The organism is Pseudomonas sp. DWP3-1-3b3 (genome assembly GCF_049896305.1).
In the GTDB taxonomy this organism is placed as follows: Bacteria; Pseudomonadota; Gammaproteobacteria; order Pseudomonadales; family Pseudomonadaceae; genus Aquipseudomonas; species Aquipseudomonas azotoformans_A.
The window spans coordinates 87,116-103,471 of the sequence record NZ_JAFCUA010000011.1 but is presented as its reverse complement, the minus strand read 5'-3'; the positions used below and the strand labels follow the sequence as shown (position 1 = coordinate 103,471).

General features: G+C 59.7%; 14 protein-coding genes. 6 read left to right on the top strand and 8 right to left on the bottom strand.

What is annotated here, in order from left to right; all coding sequences use genetic code 11:
* Positions 1 to 489 precede the first annotated feature (489 nt).
* Positions 490 to 1,407 (top strand): hypothetical protein, encoded by a 918-nt coding sequence (locus ACP7BX_RS26455; RefSeq protein WP_269133453.1) that lies wholly within the window; start codon positions 490 to 492, stop codon positions 1,405 to 1,407.
* A gap of 58 nt (positions 1,408 to 1,465) precedes the next feature.
* On the opposite strand, the gene ACP7BX_RS26450 is transcribed toward ACP7BX_RS26455, so the two are convergent.
* Positions 1,466 to 2,617: an MFS transporter gene (locus ACP7BX_RS26450; protein WP_269133454.1), complete on the bottom strand. Its 1,152-nt coding sequence runs from the start codon at positions 2,615 to 2,617 to the stop codon at positions 1,466 to 1,468.
* Between the two features lie 269 nt (positions 2,618 to 2,886).
* On the bottom strand, positions 2,887 to 3,549 hold the full coding sequence (locus ACP7BX_RS26445; protein WP_426127438.1) for a carboxymuconolactone decarboxylase family protein: 663 nt from the start codon (positions 3,547 to 3,549) through the stop codon (positions 2,887 to 2,889).
* A gap of 173 nt (positions 3,550 to 3,722) precedes the next feature.
* On the opposite strand from ACP7BX_RS26445, the gene ACP7BX_RS26440 reads away from it, so the two are divergent.
* The 5 genes from ACP7BX_RS26440 (at position 3,723) to ACP7BX_RS26420 (ending at position 10,813) form a co-directional block, all read left to right on the top strand.
* Positions 3,723 to 4,697 carry a diaminopimelate epimerase gene (locus ACP7BX_RS26440; RefSeq protein WP_426127440.1) on the top strand — a complete coding sequence of 325 codons (975 nt, stop codon included), beginning with the start codon at positions 3,723 to 3,725 and terminating at the stop codon, positions 4,695 to 4,697.
* 327 nt (positions 4,698 to 5,024) lie between these two features.
* A complete protein-coding gene (gene tssI, locus ACP7BX_RS26435; RefSeq protein ID WP_426127442.1) occupies positions 5,025 to 7,043 on the top strand; it encodes a type VI secretion system tip protein TssI/VgrG in 2,019 nt (672 codons plus the stop codon).
* Positions 7,043 to 7,879: a DUF4123 domain-containing protein gene (locus ACP7BX_RS26430; protein ID WP_426127444.1), complete on the top strand. Its 837-nt coding sequence runs from the start codon at positions 7,043 to 7,045 to the stop codon at positions 7,877 to 7,879. Before tssI ends, ACP7BX_RS26430 begins: the two co-directional genes overlap by 1 nt.
* Positions 7,872 to 8,648, top strand: a complete 777-nt coding sequence (locus ACP7BX_RS26425) for a hypothetical protein (RefSeq protein WP_314533671.1) — start codon at positions 7,872 to 7,874, stop codon at positions 8,646 to 8,648. Before ACP7BX_RS26430 ends, ACP7BX_RS26425 begins: the two co-directional genes overlap by 8 nt.
* Before the next feature lie 14 nt (positions 8,649 to 8,662).
* Entirely contained in the window at positions 8,663 to 10,813 is a 2,151-nt protein-coding gene (locus tag ACP7BX_RS26420) for a lipase family protein (RefSeq protein ID WP_426127446.1), read from the top strand.
* A gap of 9 nt (positions 10,814 to 10,822) precedes the next feature.
* Here the strand turns inward: ACP7BX_RS26420 and codA are convergent, their stop codons facing one another.
* The 6 genes from codA to queD all read right to left on the bottom strand — a co-directional run bounded on the left by codA (position 10,823) and on the right by queD (position 16,271).
* Entirely contained in the window at positions 10,823 to 12,058 is a 1,236-nt protein-coding gene (codA, locus tag ACP7BX_RS26415) for a cytosine deaminase (protein WP_177077842.1), read from the bottom strand.
* 27 nt (positions 12,059 to 12,085) lie between these two features.
* Positions 12,086 to 13,291: a PucR family transcriptional regulator gene (locus ACP7BX_RS26410; RefSeq protein ID WP_426127448.1), complete on the bottom strand. Its 1,206-nt coding sequence runs from the start codon at positions 13,289 to 13,291 to the stop codon at positions 12,086 to 12,088.
* Positions 13,288 to 14,556, bottom strand: a complete 1,269-nt coding sequence (codB, locus tag ACP7BX_RS26405) for a cytosine permease (protein WP_033899730.1) — start codon at positions 14,554 to 14,556, stop codon at positions 13,288 to 13,290. The genes ACP7BX_RS26410 and codB overlap by 4 nt, the downstream gene beginning before the upstream one ends.
* 191 nt (positions 14,557 to 14,747) lie before the next feature.
* Positions 14,748 to 15,371: an NUDIX hydrolase gene (locus ACP7BX_RS26400; protein ID WP_426127451.1), complete on the bottom strand. Its 624-nt coding sequence runs from the start codon at positions 15,369 to 15,371 to the stop codon at positions 14,748 to 14,750.
* 3 nt (positions 15,372 to 15,374) lie between these two features.
* Positions 15,375 to 15,821: a GNAT family N-acetyltransferase gene (locus ACP7BX_RS26395; RefSeq protein WP_426127453.1), complete on the bottom strand. Its 447-nt coding sequence runs from the start codon at positions 15,819 to 15,821 to the stop codon at positions 15,375 to 15,377.
* Positions 15,822 to 15,914: 93 nt separating this feature from the next.
* Positions 15,915 to 16,271: a 6-carboxytetrahydropterin synthase QueD gene (queD, locus tag ACP7BX_RS26390; RefSeq protein ID WP_003190259.1), complete on the bottom strand. Its 357-nt coding sequence runs from the start codon at positions 16,269 to 16,271 to the stop codon at positions 15,915 to 15,917.
* Positions 16,272 to 16,356: the final 85 nt, after the last annotated feature.

The following is a 16,356-nucleotide window of genomic DNA, read 5'->3' as shown; positions in this document are numbered from 1 at the left end:
GGACCATGAACTCGACATCATTTGATTCCCGTCACTCTCCGTATACCGCATCGACCGTGACTGCACTGGCGCATGAGGCGCAAAACTCAAGAAAACCTCAAGAGCTGAACCTCACATCCTCACCCAGGTTCAGCTTCAAGGCGCCCACCGCCGAGGATTTTGACAAAGGTTCTCGTTTGTTTACGGAGCAGTCGGCGCCCAACCCTGTGTTTTCAATGTTAGCGAGCCTTTGGAGCAAGGTGTCCCGGCGCTAGGTTTCACCCTGTCACACAGCAGGATTTTCCAAAGCATGGATGCGCAGCAGGGCAGTTGGTTACAAGCGCTTAAGATTCCCAGAGGTATATCCAGTGTTTTGGACGACCCTCTTCGGAACCGTTGTTTTCTCAGGACCACTCAATCGCTGCTTGTGCCATCTTGATTTCGAGGCCCTTTCGAGGATCAGGCAATCAAGGCCCAGGCTACGAAATCTAGATAGGGTGGAGGTGAGTCATGATTGGTAGTGTCAATAATCTGAGCTATACGCAAGCAGCTGGGTCCAACACACCTGAGCCAACGGGGAGTGGTCAGTCTCGCTTTGAGGTCGATGCCCGTGCACTGGGTAAGCCGCTGCCTGCCACGCAGTCAATCAACACCCGTTTCGCGAACGGCGCCGACCGGCACTTCGACGGCCAGAACCTATATGGAGGCATGACGAAAGTTGGCAACCCCTTTGTCAGCTCGGACGACCATCTGCTGGCGACTGACTTGAAAAACAACCTGTCATTGCTGGACGCTTTCAAGAAGGATGGCCGACTGACCCAAGGTTCATTGCAGGAGATCGCCAAAGAAGAACCCAGCAGTAGCAAAGTCTCGGAGCGCACCATCATGTTGGCGCGAGAGATACTCAACCGACCTCGATTGAACGATGCGATCACCGCAAAGGGCGGTGAAATCACCCATGACAGCTTGACCAAGGCTGGCGACTCGCAGATTGGCAATACCAACCCCAATACGCAGAGCGCGGACCCGTTCCATGCGAAAACCGATGCTCAGGTTGTCCAGGCGTTCAAGGGCATGTTTGATGACTGGCGGGACAAATCGGAAGACCGCACGTTCTTTTTCGGTACACAAAGACATCGGTACGTGAATAAAGACACGATTATTGAAATCGCCAAGGACCCCAATCAAATAGGCAATAACGGTGAACCTCTGCGGGATGTGCGCACCGGGTTTCCTTTGAAAAAGTACAGCGAGCAACAGGTGTACCTGGCCAAGAACCTGATGGAGAGGCCGGGTTTGATGGCCTCTCTGGACAGTTACAAAGCCAATGGTTACAGCCCTTTCGGAAGCCTGAATGACGATGGCTGGCTGAAGAACTACAGCATTGATCGCTGGCTTGAAAACGACAAGGAAGAGAAGGGGAAGTAACCTACGCAAACCCGCATGAGCCGCTTGAAAGACTCAATCTGCTCATGCCGCTTTATGTTCATACGCGCAGTATCTTCCCGCTGATCGCCACCGCCGCCAGCAATACGCCAATCAATAGAAAGGCGGTCGCCAGGCTGCTGCCATGGGCGATGAACCCGATCACGGCCGGTCCAGCCAATATCCCCGCATAGCCCAGGGTGGTAATGGCCGGCACGGCGATATGTTCTGGCATGACCGTCTGCTTGCCGACAGCGGTATAGAGCACTGGCACGATGTTGGAGCAACCGGCGCCTATCAATGCATAACCCAGCAGGGCCATTTCCCAAGCCGGTGACAAGGTGGCGAGGAATGTGCCGGCGGCCGCCAGCGCGCCGCCGGCCACGATCACCCGGGTAGCGCCCAGCCGACGCACGATGGCATCTCCGGTCAATCGACCTGCAGTCATGGTCAAGGCAAAGGCCGCGTAACCCAGTCCCGCATAGGCTTCGTCCAAGCCGCGTTCGGCACTGAGGAACACCGCGCTCCAGTCGAGTACCGCACCTTCGGCCAGGAACACGATAAAACACAGGCAACCGATGAACAGCACCACGCCGTGGGGCACGGCAAACGCCGGGCCCGAACTCTCGCTACCGTAGGGCAGCAGGTGCGGCGCGGCCTTGAGCAGTGCCGCCAGCGTGATGACGATCACCACCAGGGTCGCTTGCAGTGGCGAAAGTCCTAGTCCCAGTAACGCTGAAACGCCCGCTGCACCGACAATCCCACCCAGGCTGAACAGCCCGTGAAAGCCTGACATCATGGTCTTGCCGCTGGCCCGCTCGACGATCACCGCTTGCAGGTTGACTGTGGAATCCACCGTTCCCAGGCCGGCGCCAAACAGAAACAACCCTGCCATCAATAACGGAATCGAACTGACCGTCGCCAGCATCGGCAATGCCAGGCAGATCATGATCGTCCCGGCGCTGAGCACGCGTCGGCAGCCAAAACGCGAGGCCAGCGCACCGGCGGCAGGCATGGCGATGATCGAACCGACGCCCAGGCACAACAGCAGCAGGCCAAGAGTGCCTTCGCTCAAATCGGCACGGGCCTTGGCATAGGGCACCAGCGGCGCCCAGGCTGCGATGCCGAAGCCGGCAATGAAGAAAGCGATACGGGTCGACATTTGCTCCAGCCGCCCGGGAACCACGGGCGCTGAGGTGGGGATGGCAGTCATGAAAAATCCTTGGTTTTGCGTTCTACGAACGATGTCCGGCGTGACATCCTTGCACATCAGGCCATGAGGCGCGAGCCGCATTCCCTTGAGATGGCGATGGTCATGAATTTTATTTTTACACATCTGGAACGTCACGACGGTTCGCCGCCACACAAGCAGTATCGAGTGTGTAGGAGGCGGTCTGGAAGGTGCGTAATCCCTGTGGGGGCTTTTGAACCCCTGGGTTCTCGCGGTGGATTACCACCTTCCAGGCCGCCTTCGGCACCTGGTCAGGCAGACGTTGGCCCATAGACGTTGACTTCAACCACCTCGGCGCCCACTACCCGCACCAGTAGCATCCCTCTGGGGCGGGTTTCCATGCCCTTGTAACTCTCGATCACCACTCTGTCGGCCGCAGTGGCGTGCAGTGACAGGCGACGGGGTTTGCGCAGGAGTTTGCGGACCTGGGCGTCCACCGGGAAGGACGGCTGGCCCCGGCGCACACTGTCACAAAAAGCCATGACGATTGCGCGTGGTGCCGGTGGCGGGGGAGAAGGCAGGCCTGCACTGGCGAACAGTTGGTTGAGTTGGTCGGCCGTCGCCACCGCACGGGGGAACCCTGTAAAAGCTGACGCAACCAGCAGCAGTTCGGTCAGCTCACCCGGCGCAAGGCCCTCGGCGAGGCTGGTCTTGAAGTGCACGCTCAGCGGCGGCCCGACCATGCCCGCTGCCACAATCGCGGCAAAGATCGCGGCCTCTTGCAAGCGTGGGTCAAGGCCGGGGCGGCTATGCAGATAGCCGTATACCACGCCTACCGCCAACTCACCGAGGGCGGGTGCCGTATGGAACAGCGCATCCAACCTTGCACCGCCATCCGGCACCAATTCGATAAATGTCTTGCGGCCTTCTCGGTATAGGGTTTCAACGGGACTTTGTGGGGTGATTGTCTTCATGCTTGCATCCTCTTACGTGAGAGGACGGCGTTTGCTCGACTGCGCACGGACTTCGGCCTGATGAAAACGTCCATCCAGGGGAACTGAAAGTGTAGTGCTTGCAGGATGGTGCGTAGCGTCGAGATCCCACACAATCGGCTTCTTCTTCAGCACATGCCCAGGTGGATGACCTCATGGCACTGTTCTACGACGCCCGCGGCAATATCTATAGCGTGGTCAGCCCGGCCTCGTTGAGAGACGCGGGCATTGCTGTACCCGAGAGCGCTGAGCTGGCTGCGCGTACCCGCAGCAACTGGACATCGTCAGCCATCGCCGCCGAATGCAGTTGGGGCTCGCTACCCCGTCCGGCCGGTGCCAAGGCTCATCGCTGTGATGGCTTGCTGGTCGGGCCGTTCCAGGCCGAGCCGCCATTTGACCTGCTGATCGTCAACACCGACGGTTCCCTGGCCGAGCGTAGTGGCAACGGCCTGACGATTTTCGCCCAGGCACTCACCGACCAGGCCCTGATGAGTGGGGCCTGTGAGTTGCGGGTGCACCACGATAAATCTGACGCAGTATCACCGGTGTCCACACGGGTTGAACCGGCAGTCCGTGAACAGGTCGCGGGGTTCTGGCTTGAATTGGGGTTACCCACTTTCGGGCCGGCGGCGGTGGGCGCGCAGACGGGTGTGGATGAAACTGAGCGGAGTCATGTGAGCGAGTTGGCGGCGGTCGACCTGCAGTGGTCAACCAGCCAATTTGTGCGGGTGGGCAACCCCCATTGCGTAACGCTGGTCGAGCAGGTCTCGGCATTGCCGGACAACCTGAGGATGCAGCAACCCGCGCTTTACGAGCCGTTGAAGGCGATTGCATTTGCGCCCCCTGCAGGCGGTGGTCGGCCCTGTGCGGCAGGGATCAATCTGCAATGGGCGGCGCGCCAAGCCGGCAATCGAGTCATCGCACGGGTGTTCGAGCGGGGGGAAGGGCCCACCGCGTCTTCCGGAACCAGCGCCAGTGCGGTGGCGTGTGCGGCGTGGCGGGCGGGCTGGGTTGAGAGTGGGGAGGTTGCGGTGGTGATGCCGGGTGGCATTGCGCCGGTTCGCTTGCACGCTCAGGGCAAAACGTTGCTGAGCGTCAGTCTGTTCGGCGCTGCGCAGCTGCAAACATGACGTTGTTTAACGGCTGACACTGTGACCCTAGTGTCAGCCGTTTCTATGTTAGTTAGTTCTGTTGGAGTAATTTGTTGTAGGGCATTTCTTGTTATCAAGGAATGGTGCGCTGGCTCGTTTTATTATTTTGTAAAAGATACTTCCAACTTGATCGTACGAAACTTCTTTTTTATTTTGAAATGGCCGGTTTCTGCTTGAAATGACTAAGCTTTGAGACGTTCCGGCACTTTTTCTCGGTAACTAATTTCATGGTTTTTCCATGGTTGTGCATAGTTGTCGAGAAGAAGTATCTCAGGGTGTTCATCTATTAACGGCGGGTAACAACGGATGGTTAACGCGTTTGTTTCGTCACGTTTCAATCTGGTTCTTCCACCTATCAATACCGACTTGCAAGTCCTGGCATTCAAAGGCAGTGAAATCCTCGATCAACCGTTTTTCATCCACATACAGGTGGTCACTGAAAACCCTTCCCTTGATCTGGAGGCGCTGCTCCACCAACCCGCCTACCTGGATTTCGGCGAAATGAGCGGGGGCCTGCATGGGCTGATCTACGCTGTTGGCCGTGATGACCCAGGCCGACGCATCACTCGCTACCACCTGACCCTGGCGCTTCGCCTGGCTTACCTTGCGCACCGGCGCAATCAGAGGATTTTCCAGCAGCGCAGCGTGCCACAGATCATCGCAGAGGTCCTTGAGCAGCATGGCATCCTGGCAGATGCTTACGCCTTTGAGCTTGGCCCCGTGGTTTATCCGCCGCGTACGTTCTGCGTGCAGTACGCAGAGAGTGATCTTCACTTCATCCAGCGGCTATGTGAAGAAGAGGGCATTCACTACCATTTCCGTCACAGCGCGGACACTCATCTGTTGGTGTTTGGCGATGACCAGACCGTGTTTCGCCGCTTACCCGTGCAACGCTACTGCGCGCCTGGCGGGCCGCAAGCTGATACACCGGTCATCCAGCGTTTCGACGTACGTCTGGGCATCCGTAGCCAAAAGACCGTGCGCCGTGATTACGACTTCGAACATCCTTCCTTCCACCTGCACGACAGCGCGGGTGTCGCGTCGACACTCCCCCTTGAGGACTATCAGTACCCGGCAGGATTCACCGGTCATACCCGTGGCAAGCAATTGGCGCAGCGGGGCCTGGAGCGTCACCAGCGCGACCGGCATCGGGCATTGGGCAAGAGTGATCAGCCAGTGCTGCGCAGTGGGCACTTCCTTGAGATACGAGATCATCCCGATCCATCCTGCAACGACCTGTGGCTGATCACGTCGGTGCGTCATGAGGGTTATCAACCCCAGGTGCTGGAGGAAGCAACACCGGCAACCGACGGGTTCCACGGCTATCGCAATCGCTTTACCGCAACACCTTGGCAGGCCGTGCATCGGCCGTCTCTCAGGCATCCCAAGCCGACCATCAATGGCAGCCAGACTGCAACCGTGACCGGTCCGGCCGGTGAGGACGTGCATTGCGACGCTTACGGCCGGGTGAAGGTGCGCTTTCACTGGGACCGCCGGGACAAGGCGGATGATAAAAGCAGCTGCTGGGTGCGGGTGGCGTCCGGGTGGGCCGGTGACGGGTTTGGCGCAACGATGATCCCGCGTGTGGGCATGGAGGTGTTGGTGACTTTCCTGGACGGGGATCCCGATCGCCCGTTGATCAACGGCTGCCTGCCGAATGCGTTGCACCGGCCGTCCTATCCCTTGCCGCAACACAAGACCCGTAGCGTTTTGCGCAGCCGCAGTTCCCTTGGGGGGGAAGGCGCCAACGAGGTGTACCTGGAAGACCGTCGTGGCGAGGAGCTTGTCTACCTGCGTGCGCAGCGAGACCTGGAGCAAAGGGTCGGCCATGACAGTCGGTTGGAGGTCGTGGGGGAGCGGCGAGAAGTCATCCATGGCTTGAGCACGGTTCACTTGGAAAGCGAAGAGCATCGCCACGTCACCGGCGACCGCAAAGTGGTGCTCAAGGCCAACGACTACCTTGATGTACAAGGCGATAGTCGGACCCAGGTGGCGCGGACCCTGGTCATCGAGGCTGGGCAGCAACTTCACCTCAAGTCCGGTGCCAGCCTGGTGATCGATGCCGGTGCGCAACTGAGCCTCAAGGCAGGTGGAGAGCATCTGGTCATCCAGGCCGGTGGCATTTTCAGCAGCCGTCCCATAGCCCTTGGGGGGTTACCGTCTGCGACCCCGTTGGCGAGCGCCTTGAGAATGGCCGGTGCGCCAGAGGTCTCCAAGGTACAAGGCTCGACCATGAACCTGGCCCGACAACTGGGGGCGGACTACTGCCCAGTGTGCGAACGCTGCCGTGAAGGCCTCTGTGATCTGCCGGGGAGGGCTGCCTGATGCAGGACATGCCAGGCCAATGGATGGCCCAACAACAGCAGGCAGGGAGGCACCTGTGTTTGATCCTCGACGGGCAGAGTGCCGCGCGCGAGCCGCTGCTGGCGGTGCGCAGTTTGTCGGACTACCGCAGCTTCTATGGCGAGACTGTGCTGGCGGAACTCATGATGGAAGGTCCCGTCATCCTGCTGCTGAAGCAGATGAGCGAGCCTGCATTACGAGACCTCTTGCAACAGCCCGAGGGTCACTGGGGCTGGCTGGGCAGCTTGCCAAACGAAGACCTGACAAGCGTGACCCGGCACTGGCGCGACCGTTTGCTGGCGGGGCCGGAGGGCGAGCAATCACTGTACCGCTTTCACGACAACCGTACCCTGGCGCGTGCGCTGGACTATCTATGTCCTGAGCACTGGCCGGTATTCCTCGGCCCCTTGATCAGCCTGTGTTACTGGCACGAAGACCGCTGGCGAATGGCTGATAACCCGGCTCCCGGCGAGTATCCGCTGCCTGATCCGGTCCCTTGGCTGAACACACCCAACCCAAACGCCGAAGCGATCCTGCACGCCAATATCCTGCGTTATCTGTTGGCCGAACACAGCGAAGACCTGGTCGCATTGGTGGAATTCCAGGACCCGAAAATCTGGCTGAGCCAGGTGCTGGAGCAGGCACGTGCCTGGCAATGGCGGGGGCCAGAGCGATTGGAGTTTCTGGTGGTACGACGGTTGGAGGAGGCCACCCGAAGCAGTGTCATTGGGTGGCAACCGCTGGCTGGGGAGGCGCCGGCGGATCACTTTGACCGGGTGGTGGAGCAGTGGCGATCAATGGAAGGAAAGGATGAATAAAAGAAGCCTAGGTGTATGGGGCGTGGTGGGGATGCTGGGGCTGACAGGGTGTGCGGGCAAGCCGGTTGATAGCTTTACGCTGGAGGTGGATCTGCCGGCGGAGTTTGAGCTTAAAACTGCCGCAAATTATTTGCCCGCTACGGGTGAAATCTGCACGTTGCCGCGACGTCGAGGAAAGAGGCCTGAGCGGAAAGTCTTTTTTACCGACTACAAACCTCTGGCAAGTCGGGTGAGATATGAGTTGCCGCTGAGCGAAAAAATCGAGGGCTGCCCTTCGGTACTGCGAAGTCTGGAGTTTGAGTTTTATGCGAAGTGGGGAACGCGTGATACGGACGTAGGTGGAGATCGTGCAGGTATCGCCATTCGAGATCGCGGGGATGATCAATCTGGAATGCCTGAGTCGGGTGTCCAGGAATTGGTTGGGCAATGTCATTGGCGGTTCAGGACGGTGGGGCCGTTTCATGCGATCAGGAAACTCCTGCAATGTCGCTCGATAAATGAACAGGGACAGTTGCAGAAGTCTGTGGCGGGTGGTGCTGCTCAACGTGATCAATTAGCGGGGAACACGCTCAGGTTGGTGTTGACAGTCACTGATCGGGAAGAACCGGCTGTTGGTGATAACTGGGTAGTCGTGCCAGGCGGCTGGAAGCGTTGTAGAGGTAAAAGCTTTGAGGACCTTTATGCGTTTTGTAACGGCAACACCTCCGACTTTAAACCTATAAAAATGCCGGATGGTCGCGTTTGTGATGTCTATCCATCGTGTAAATGACAAGGAGCAAGGCCATGAAGCTGGATGCAAGGAAGCAGTCTTTTTTCAGTGATAGCAAGCCGGCCTGTGCATTGCGCGGGCATTGGGTGAGCTTTTGCCTCGTCGATGAAGTGGGCGTGGGAACGGCATACGGTGGCCTGCCTTATACGGTCTACGATAGTGCAGGGCAGCAATACAAGGGCAGGCTCAATGGAGAAGGGTTTGCCAAGCTGCAGGATATATATTGTGGGCCCGTGGTACTTGTTTTTGATGACCTGTATTCCGGCGCAGAGCAGCCATATCAATGGCTGATGGAGCGCTCCACCTACAAGCTCCCTATTACCGAGCTTCAGGCTCGGGCTGAGCAGACGCGGTTTGCCGCCTCTGATGGGCGGCGCCTCGAAAGTAATCCTGCTCAGCAAAAGGCCAACCGGTTCTATCAGGTCGAAGTGCGTGATTTAGTCCGTCATGTCGCCCACTTGCCACCTGTTGCGCAGCGGAGTCATCAACCCCAGCGGCATGCATTAAAGATGATGGGCGACTTGGGGTTTGGACCGCCCCAATCAAACTTGGCAGGCGTCGTGTTGTTTCCCAACAACCACACTGCTTTGGAGGTCCGGCCACTGCGAGCCTTCCGGCCGATGCTTTCAATCGAAGAAGGTTTCTGCGCCTTGAACCTTTATCAGTTGGCATTGATGGCCACCTTGAGTTATTGCAACTTCGGCCAAGAGCCACCTAAAAAACCCCAGGACCAAGTTCGGTTCCCCCTTGATCCCAGCGTCGGACATCTGTTCGCCGAGCAGCTTTCAGGTTTCCACGAGGCTTGGCGTTTTGATGCAGAACAAGTGCAGCGTTTTTACCCCCTTTACGAAGAGGTCCCTTACTCCCAGCGATTTGAGATCCTGCCCTTCGATCCAGAGCTGTATCCACAAAACCAACCCGAGTTGGGGGAGAAACAGGAGCATCCGGCGAACTTGCATTTTTTCGATGATGACAAATTTGGTACGGATACCCAGGCGTTTATCACCCATCACGATGACGTAATCCTGATCGCGGTGCGTGGCACCGCCAGCGCCGCAGATGGGATGCGCGATGCAAACGCCCATCAGGTAGTTTTTGTGGAAGGTGTCGGCAAGGCACATGAAGGTTTCTACCAAGCGTACCGCGCAATGCGCAATTTCGTGCTGAGCTACCTCGACCAATTTCACACCGGCCAACGAATTATCATCTGCGGCCACAGCCTGGGCGGCGCAATCGCCTTGCTGCTGGCGGAAGGGTTACGCCGAGCACCTGAGGGCAACTACAACATCCTCCTCTACACCTACGGCGCCCCCCGTGCCGCCGACTCCGAATTTACCGAGGGCGCCTCAACCCTGGTCCACCATCGCATCGTCAATCACAACGACCCCGTCCCCAGCGTCCCGGCCCCGTGGATGAACACCACCGCCAAACTCTGGATCCCCGGCGCCATCACCCTGTTCAGCGCCCCCGCGCCGGGCGGCCTGCTGTTCGCCGCCGGTTTGGTGCGTTTGGGTGGAAACCCTTACCAACACCACGGCGAACAACACCACTTCATGCCGATCATGCTGCCAGATGGCACACAGTCTTCGGTGTTGTGGAAGCCCGGTTGTGAGTCCATCCAGGAGGCGGGTTGCAACCGAGCCTTGCAACTCCATGGCGATATGCCCGAGCGGGATAACCTGCTGAAACAGCTGTTCCAGGCCAACCAGCACTTCATGACCGCCAGCTACATCCCGGCGGCCTGGGCGACGCTCCGTCGCTGGCAACAAACCCAGGAAAGCAACGCCCCGCTGGTCACGCCAAGAGAGTTCGAGTTGCTCGACCTGGCACTTGAAACCATGCGCGAGCAACTGCGCAACAAGCGTCGGGAGCTGGCCCGTCTCAGGCCCGCCAACGACCGGGGCTATGAACATCATGATGCCTTGAACAGCGAGATCGACCGCTTGCACACCAGCCGTGAGCGCCTTGCGACCCTGCGCTGGCGACGCCTGGAAGCCCGTGATGTCTACGGCAGCCAGGCCCATAGCGCCCACTTGCAACCCAGCCTCAAGCGCTGGTTCAGCCACCGTGAAAACCGTGAACTGTCGCAAGTCGCCCGCATTCCTCCCGCGTTGCATCACGAATGGGGGAGGGCGCAAACACTGGATATCGACTCGATCGTCTGAGCCTGGCGTCTACACAAACTCCACCTGCGCCGGCTGACGCTTCATCAACACCTTGCCGTTGCGGATCGAGTACAGCGGCAAGCCCTGGCTGCGAATGACCTCATAGTCGCTGTCCGCCGAGAGGATCAACAGGTTGGCGGGCCGTCCGGGTTCCAGGCCGTAACGCTCACCCAGGGCCATGGCCTTGGCGCTGTTGTCGGTCACCAGGTCCAAGGCGCTTTGCAGGTTGCGGTAGCCGAGCATGTGGCAGATGTGCAAACCGGCTTCCAATACCCGCAGGATGTTGCCGTTGCCCAGGGGATACCAGGGATCGACGATGGAGTCCTGGCCGAAACACACGTTCATTCCGGCTTCCAGCAGTTCATTGACCCGGGTGACACCACGGCGTTTCGGGAAGCTGTCGAAGCGGCCTTGCAGGTGAATGCTCTCGGTGGGGCAAGAGACGAAGCTGATCCCCGAGTGCCCCAGCAGACGGAAGAGTTTGGCGCAGTAGGCGTTGTCGTAGGAGCCCATGGCGGTGGTGTGGCTGGCGGTGACGCGGGCCCCCATGTCGCGGCTGCGGGCTTCTTCGGCCAGCACTTCGAGAAAGCGCGAGTGCGGGTCGTCGGTTTCGTCGCAATGCACGTCCACCAGGCAGCCGGTACGTTCGGCCAGGTCCATCAGGAACTTCACCGAACTCACGCCCTGGTCGCGGGTGTATTCAAAGTGGGGGATGCCACCGATCACGTCGGCGCCCAGGCGGATGGCTTCTTCCATCAGTTCGCGGCCGTTGCGATAGGACTCGATGCCTTCCTGGGGGAATGCGACGATCTGCAGGTCGATCAGGTGCGTGCTTTCTTCACGCACTTGCAGCATAGCCTTGAGCGCGGTGAGGTCCGGGTCGGTGACGTCAACGTGGGTGCGCACATGCTGGATCCCGTGGGCAGCAAGGGCCTGGATCGTCTTCTTGGCGCGGGTCTTGGTGTCTTCCTGGGTGATGGTGGCTTTGCGTTCGCCCCAGCACTCGATGCCTTCGAACAGGGTGCCGCTCATGTTCCAGCGCGGTTCGCCAGCGGTCAGGGTGGCGTCGAGATGGATATGCGGTTCGACAAAAGGTGGAATCACCAGGTTGCCGGCGGCGTCCAGGTCGTCGGCCGCCGCAATCGGTGACCCCGATTGCAACGTGATACTGGCGATCCGGCCATGTTCCAGGTGCAGATCATGCAGGCCTTCACGGTTTCGCAGGCGGGCGTTGATGATGTGCATGGGCAAGTTCCTCTTGGCTAAAAACAATCAGGCGGACAGTCGCCAGATCATCAGCGCAATACCGATGTCCAGGCGATCATAAGCATTATCCAGCGTCAGCCCGCACAGGGCTTCGATGCGCTGGACGCGGTGCGTCAGGGTGTTGCGGTGCACGGCCAGCCGCTGAGCGGCGGCCACAAGGTTACCATTCTCGTGGAACCAGGCTTCCAGGGTGGGCATCAGGCTGGGGCCGTGGTGCAGGTCGTGGCGCAGCAATGGGCCCAGGCGTTCATTCAGGAATTGGTCGAGCAGGGCGCGATCACGCACGCCGCTGAGCAATTTGAGCACGCCCAGTTCGTCGTACACGCATAACCCGGCGCGTTCGCTGAAACGTCGTGCAGCCGCCAGCGCCTGGCGGGCCTCATCCTGCCCCTGGGCCAGGCGTGCCGGTGGGTGAGCGGCGGCGCTCAGGCCGATAAACAATTTGAGCGGTGCCAGGCGCAGGTTCAATGGGTTGAGCCAGTTGGCCAATTGCTGGCGGTTAGCCAACGCTGCGACAGCATCCGGAGCCGGGAGCAGCAGTGTCCATTGCCCGGCCCGCCCCAGTACCGGCAAACCGGCCGAGAGTTGACGCAATCGACGGCTGATGCCGTCATGTTGGCGGGCCAGTTGCGCCTCCACAGAGGCTGCATCACCCTGGGCAAACAGCAACTCACTGCCTTCCAGTTGCAGTTGAACCACCTGCCAATGCTCAGCTAACGGCATGCCCAACTGCGTGGCCCGGTGCAACAAAAGATCCAGTGATTGGTAATCGCCGGTCAGCAAGCGCTCCAGCACATCATGCCGCGAGCGTCCCAACTGCTCGGACTGGATCAGCGCCGAGCCAATGGCCTGGGTCACCAGCACCATTTTCAACGAGTAGGGCTGTTCGATCAGCGGCATGCCGGCGGCTTCGGCGGCGTCGAGCAAACGCTGCGGAATCGCCTGGATATAAGCGGGTCCCGTCAGAATCACCAGCCCGGCCACCTGACGTTCGCAGGCTTCCTCCAGCAGTTGCAGCAGGTTGGTTTCGTCGCGTGGGTGATTGATCCCGGTGACGAACACCAACTCACCCCCCAACACCCACTCGGCGATCCCGCTGTTTTCCGCCACATACGGCCAACGCACGCGATTATCCAGGCCAGCGGCGCCGGCACGCAGGTGCATGGACTCCAGGCCCGGCAGGGCCAGCACATCGGCGAGGGTCAGGCTCATGCCTGGGCGTCAGCCAAGGGCGCACGCACGCGTAGTACAGCGGTGAGCACGATGTAGGTCAACGACGCGGCCACGATACCCACCAATGGAGCGACCCAAGGCGAGTTGAACGCCAGCACCGTGCCCACCCCATAGGCCACCAGCCCCGGCCAGTTGAACGCCGGCAGGCGCGCATCCGCCAGGCGCGGGTAGTGGCCGCGATAGCGATAGAAGAAGTCTGCCATGATCACCCCGCCAATCGGCGGAATCACCGTGCCCAGTAGAATCAAATATGGCACCAGCATGTCGTACATGCCGAGCAACGCCAGCAGCGTGCCGATCACCGCGCCGGCCAGGGTCACGGTCTTGCGGCGTTTGGTGCGCAGCAGGTTGCAGCCGGCCACCGCGAAGTTGTAGATGGTGTTGTCCTGGGTGCTCCAGATGTTGAGCAGCAACATGGCCATCGCCGCCATGGCGAAGCCTTGCAGCAGCAATACTTCGACCACATCCGGTTGCTGATAGACGATGGCACCGTAGGCGCCGATCAGCACCATCAAACCGTTGCCGATAAAAAAACCGATCAGGCTGGCCAGCACCGCCACCTTGGCCGAACGCGAAAAACGCGTCCAGTTGGTGGCCTGGGTCGCGCCGCTGACAAAGGTGCCGAACACCAGGGTGATCGCCGTGGACAAGTCCAGTTCACCGGTCGGCACCACCGCCAGCAGCCCATCCAGCCCGCCGACTTTGACCGTGGCCACCCACATCGACAGAAACAACAGGATGCCCATGGCCGGCACCGCGATGTAGGACAAGATCTCCAGCCCGCGATAGCCAATGTACGCCGTGGCGCAGAACACCAGGCCGAACAGCACCATCAACGCAAGGACGCTGCCCTGGCCCAGCTCGAAATACTTGCCCAGCACCACGGCGGCCGTGGCGGTGCCCCAGGCGTACCAGCCGATCTGGGTGAAACCGAGGATCAAGTCACTGAGCTTGCTGCCCACTTCGCCAAAGCAGAAGCGCCCCATCAACACCGAATTCAGCCCGCTCTTGAAGGCAATGTAACCCAGGCCTGCGGCGTAGATACCCAGCAGCAGGTTACCCAAGGCTACGACGCCAAGCATGTCGGTGAAGCTGAACGCCACCCCCAGCTTGCCGCCGGCAAACATGGTCGCGGTAAAAAAGGTAAAGCCCAACAGCACCATGGCGGTAGATGCCAGGCCTTTGCGCGCATGCATCGGGACTTCGCTGAGGGGGTAATCGTTGCCCGGTTCTTGCTGCGTCATGTGCCTTGCTCCCTGAATGAGTGACGCAGGCCTATTGCACCGCGCGTGCCAAAGCGGCGGCAGTGATGTGCGCACGACGGGCGCTGTGCAGTGTGCACAGTATTTATAGCCAAACAGGGGAGAAACGCTGGAAGGAGTGTTCGCCGTGCCCAATCGGGCACGAAAGCGGTGCAGCAGTGATACAAATTGGATCAGTCGAACAGCGTCTGGGTGGTCTCGCCACGGTGGAAGGCGAATGCGGCTTCCAGGTCACTTTCAATGGTGCGCCCGCGGGACAGCGGCGGCAGCTCGTCCAGGCGGAAAAAGCCCACTTCGGTGGTCTCGAACCCCGCCATCGGCGCCGACTGGTCTACCGGTTCACAGAGGAAGTACAGCTTGTAGAAGTCGCGCACATCCGGTCGATACATGCCCTTGGCCTTGTGCGTCACGCTGTACAGGGCCCGCGCGGTCACCGTCAGCCCGGCTTCTTCGCGAATCTCCTTGACGATGTTTTCCGCTGCTGACAAACCAATATCGGCATACCCGCCGGGCAGCGCCCAGCAGCCGTCGGTCAACTCCCGAACCAACAGAATCCGATCGCCTTGAATGACCGCACCGCGCACATCGATCATCGGCGTCGAGTAGCGTTTGGCGAAGTCCGTAACCAACCCGGTGATGCGCTCCAAGGGCACATTGCCCAATTGCGCGAGCATGCTGTGGGCAATCTCGGCAATCTCTTCCAGGCGCTCGCGCTCGAAATCATCGGTGCAAAAGTGCAGCCCCGTGGACGCCAATGCCTGCAAGCGTTTGGCCTGGGCCAGCCAAGTGTTCTCCATGGGTTACTCCGCGAGTTGTTTGGTCATGTACACCCGGCGCAGGCCGTGTTCTTCGGCCCGGTGGGTCTCGACATAGCCTCGACGGGTGTACAGCGTAATGTTCTCGCTCATGGCTTCGTTGGTGTACAGCCGAATGGCCATGAAGCCGGCATCGAGCGCCTGGCGCTCGGCAAAGTCCATCAGCAATCGCCCAAAGCCCAGCCCTTGGGCTTCTGGGGCAATCGCCAGGTTATCCAGCAACAGCGCGTTGCCATCATCCAGCAGGATAATAAAACCCTGAACGTTCCCAGCATTTTCCAGCACATGTACGCCACCGGCCTGCACCAACTGGCGGTAATCCTCCAGCATCGGGCCGGGCTTGCGGCCCATCCGTTCGATGTACGGCGAATAGGCGGCCTGGGCGATAGCCTCAATGGCAGCAACATCATCAGCAGTGGCGGGGCGCATCATTGCAGCGGGCTCCTTGCGGGCAGGAATCCACGACTGTAAGGGAGGCAGGTACAAAAAAACCACCGCGCAGGGTGGTTTTTTCACATCGCACGGTTACTCGCCGCGATAGATGCAGCCGCTGGTGCAGGTTTCGTGGATACGAATCGCACTGAGCTCAGGCAGCAGGGGCTTCAACTCGTTCCAGATCCACTTGGCCAGCACTTCGCTGGTGGGGTTTTCCAGGCCTGGGATGTCATTGAGGTAGTTGTGGTCGAGGCGTTCATAGAGCGGCTTGAAAATCGCCTTGATCTCCGAGAAGTCGCGAATCCAGCCGGTATGGGGATCCAGGTCGCCGCTCAGGTGGATCGCCACCTTGAACGAATGCCCATGCAGGCGCCCGCATTTGTGGCCTTCCGGTACGTGGGGCAGGCGGTGGGCGGATTCGAATGTAAATTCCTTGAAGATTTCCACAGTGTTTTCAGCTCGGTCGGTGTCTGGCAGGCGGCGAGTTTAACAGCTTGAGCCCCTGCCGCGCATACCGTCCCTCTGTAGGCAT

Excerpts from the sequence above, each read along its gene's own strand:
- ACP7BX_RS26455 (WP_269133453.1), top strand. The coding sequence starts at position 490 with ATGATTGGTAGTGTCAATAATCTGAGCTATACGCAAGCAGCTGGGTCC.
- ACP7BX_RS26450 (WP_269133454.1), bottom strand. The coding sequence starts at position 2,617 with ATGACTGCCATCCCCACCTCAGCGCCCGTGGTTCCCGGGCGGCTGGAG.
- ACP7BX_RS26445 (WP_426127438.1), bottom strand. The coding sequence starts at position 3,549 with ATGAAGACAATCACCCCACAAAGTCCCGTTGAAACCCTATACCGAGAA.
- ACP7BX_RS26440 (WP_426127440.1), top strand. The coding sequence starts at position 3,723 with ATGGCACTGTTCTACGACGCCCGCGGCAATATCTATAGCGTGGTCAGC.
- tssI (WP_426127442.1), top strand. The coding sequence starts at position 5,025 with ATGGTTAACGCGTTTGTTTCGTCACGTTTCAATCTGGTTCTTCCACCT.
- ACP7BX_RS26430 (WP_426127444.1), top strand. The coding sequence starts at position 7,043 with ATGCAGGACATGCCAGGCCAATGGATGGCCCAACAACAGCAGGCAGGG.
- ACP7BX_RS26425 (WP_314533671.1), top strand. The coding sequence starts at position 7,872 with ATGAATAAAAGAAGCCTAGGTGTATGGGGCGTGGTGGGGATGCTGGGG.
- ACP7BX_RS26420 (WP_426127446.1), top strand. The coding sequence starts at position 8,663 with ATGAAGCTGGATGCAAGGAAGCAGTCTTTTTTCAGTGATAGCAAGCCG.
- codA (WP_177077842.1), bottom strand. The coding sequence starts at position 12,058 with ATGCACATCATCAACGCCCGCCTGCGAAACCGTGAAGGCCTGCATGAT.
- ACP7BX_RS26410 (WP_426127448.1), bottom strand. The coding sequence starts at position 13,291 with ATGAGCCTGACCCTCGCCGATGTGCTGGCCCTGCCGGGCCTGGAGTCC.
- codB (WP_033899730.1), bottom strand. The coding sequence starts at position 14,556 with ATGACGCAGCAAGAACCGGGCAACGATTACCCCCTCAGCGAAGTCCCG.
- ACP7BX_RS26400 (WP_426127451.1), bottom strand. The coding sequence starts at position 15,371 with ATGGAGAACACTTGGCTGGCCCAGGCCAAACGCTTGCAGGCATTGGCG.
- ACP7BX_RS26395 (WP_426127453.1), bottom strand. The coding sequence starts at position 15,821 with ATGATGCGCCCCGCCACTGCTGATGATGTTGCTGCCATTGAGGCTATC.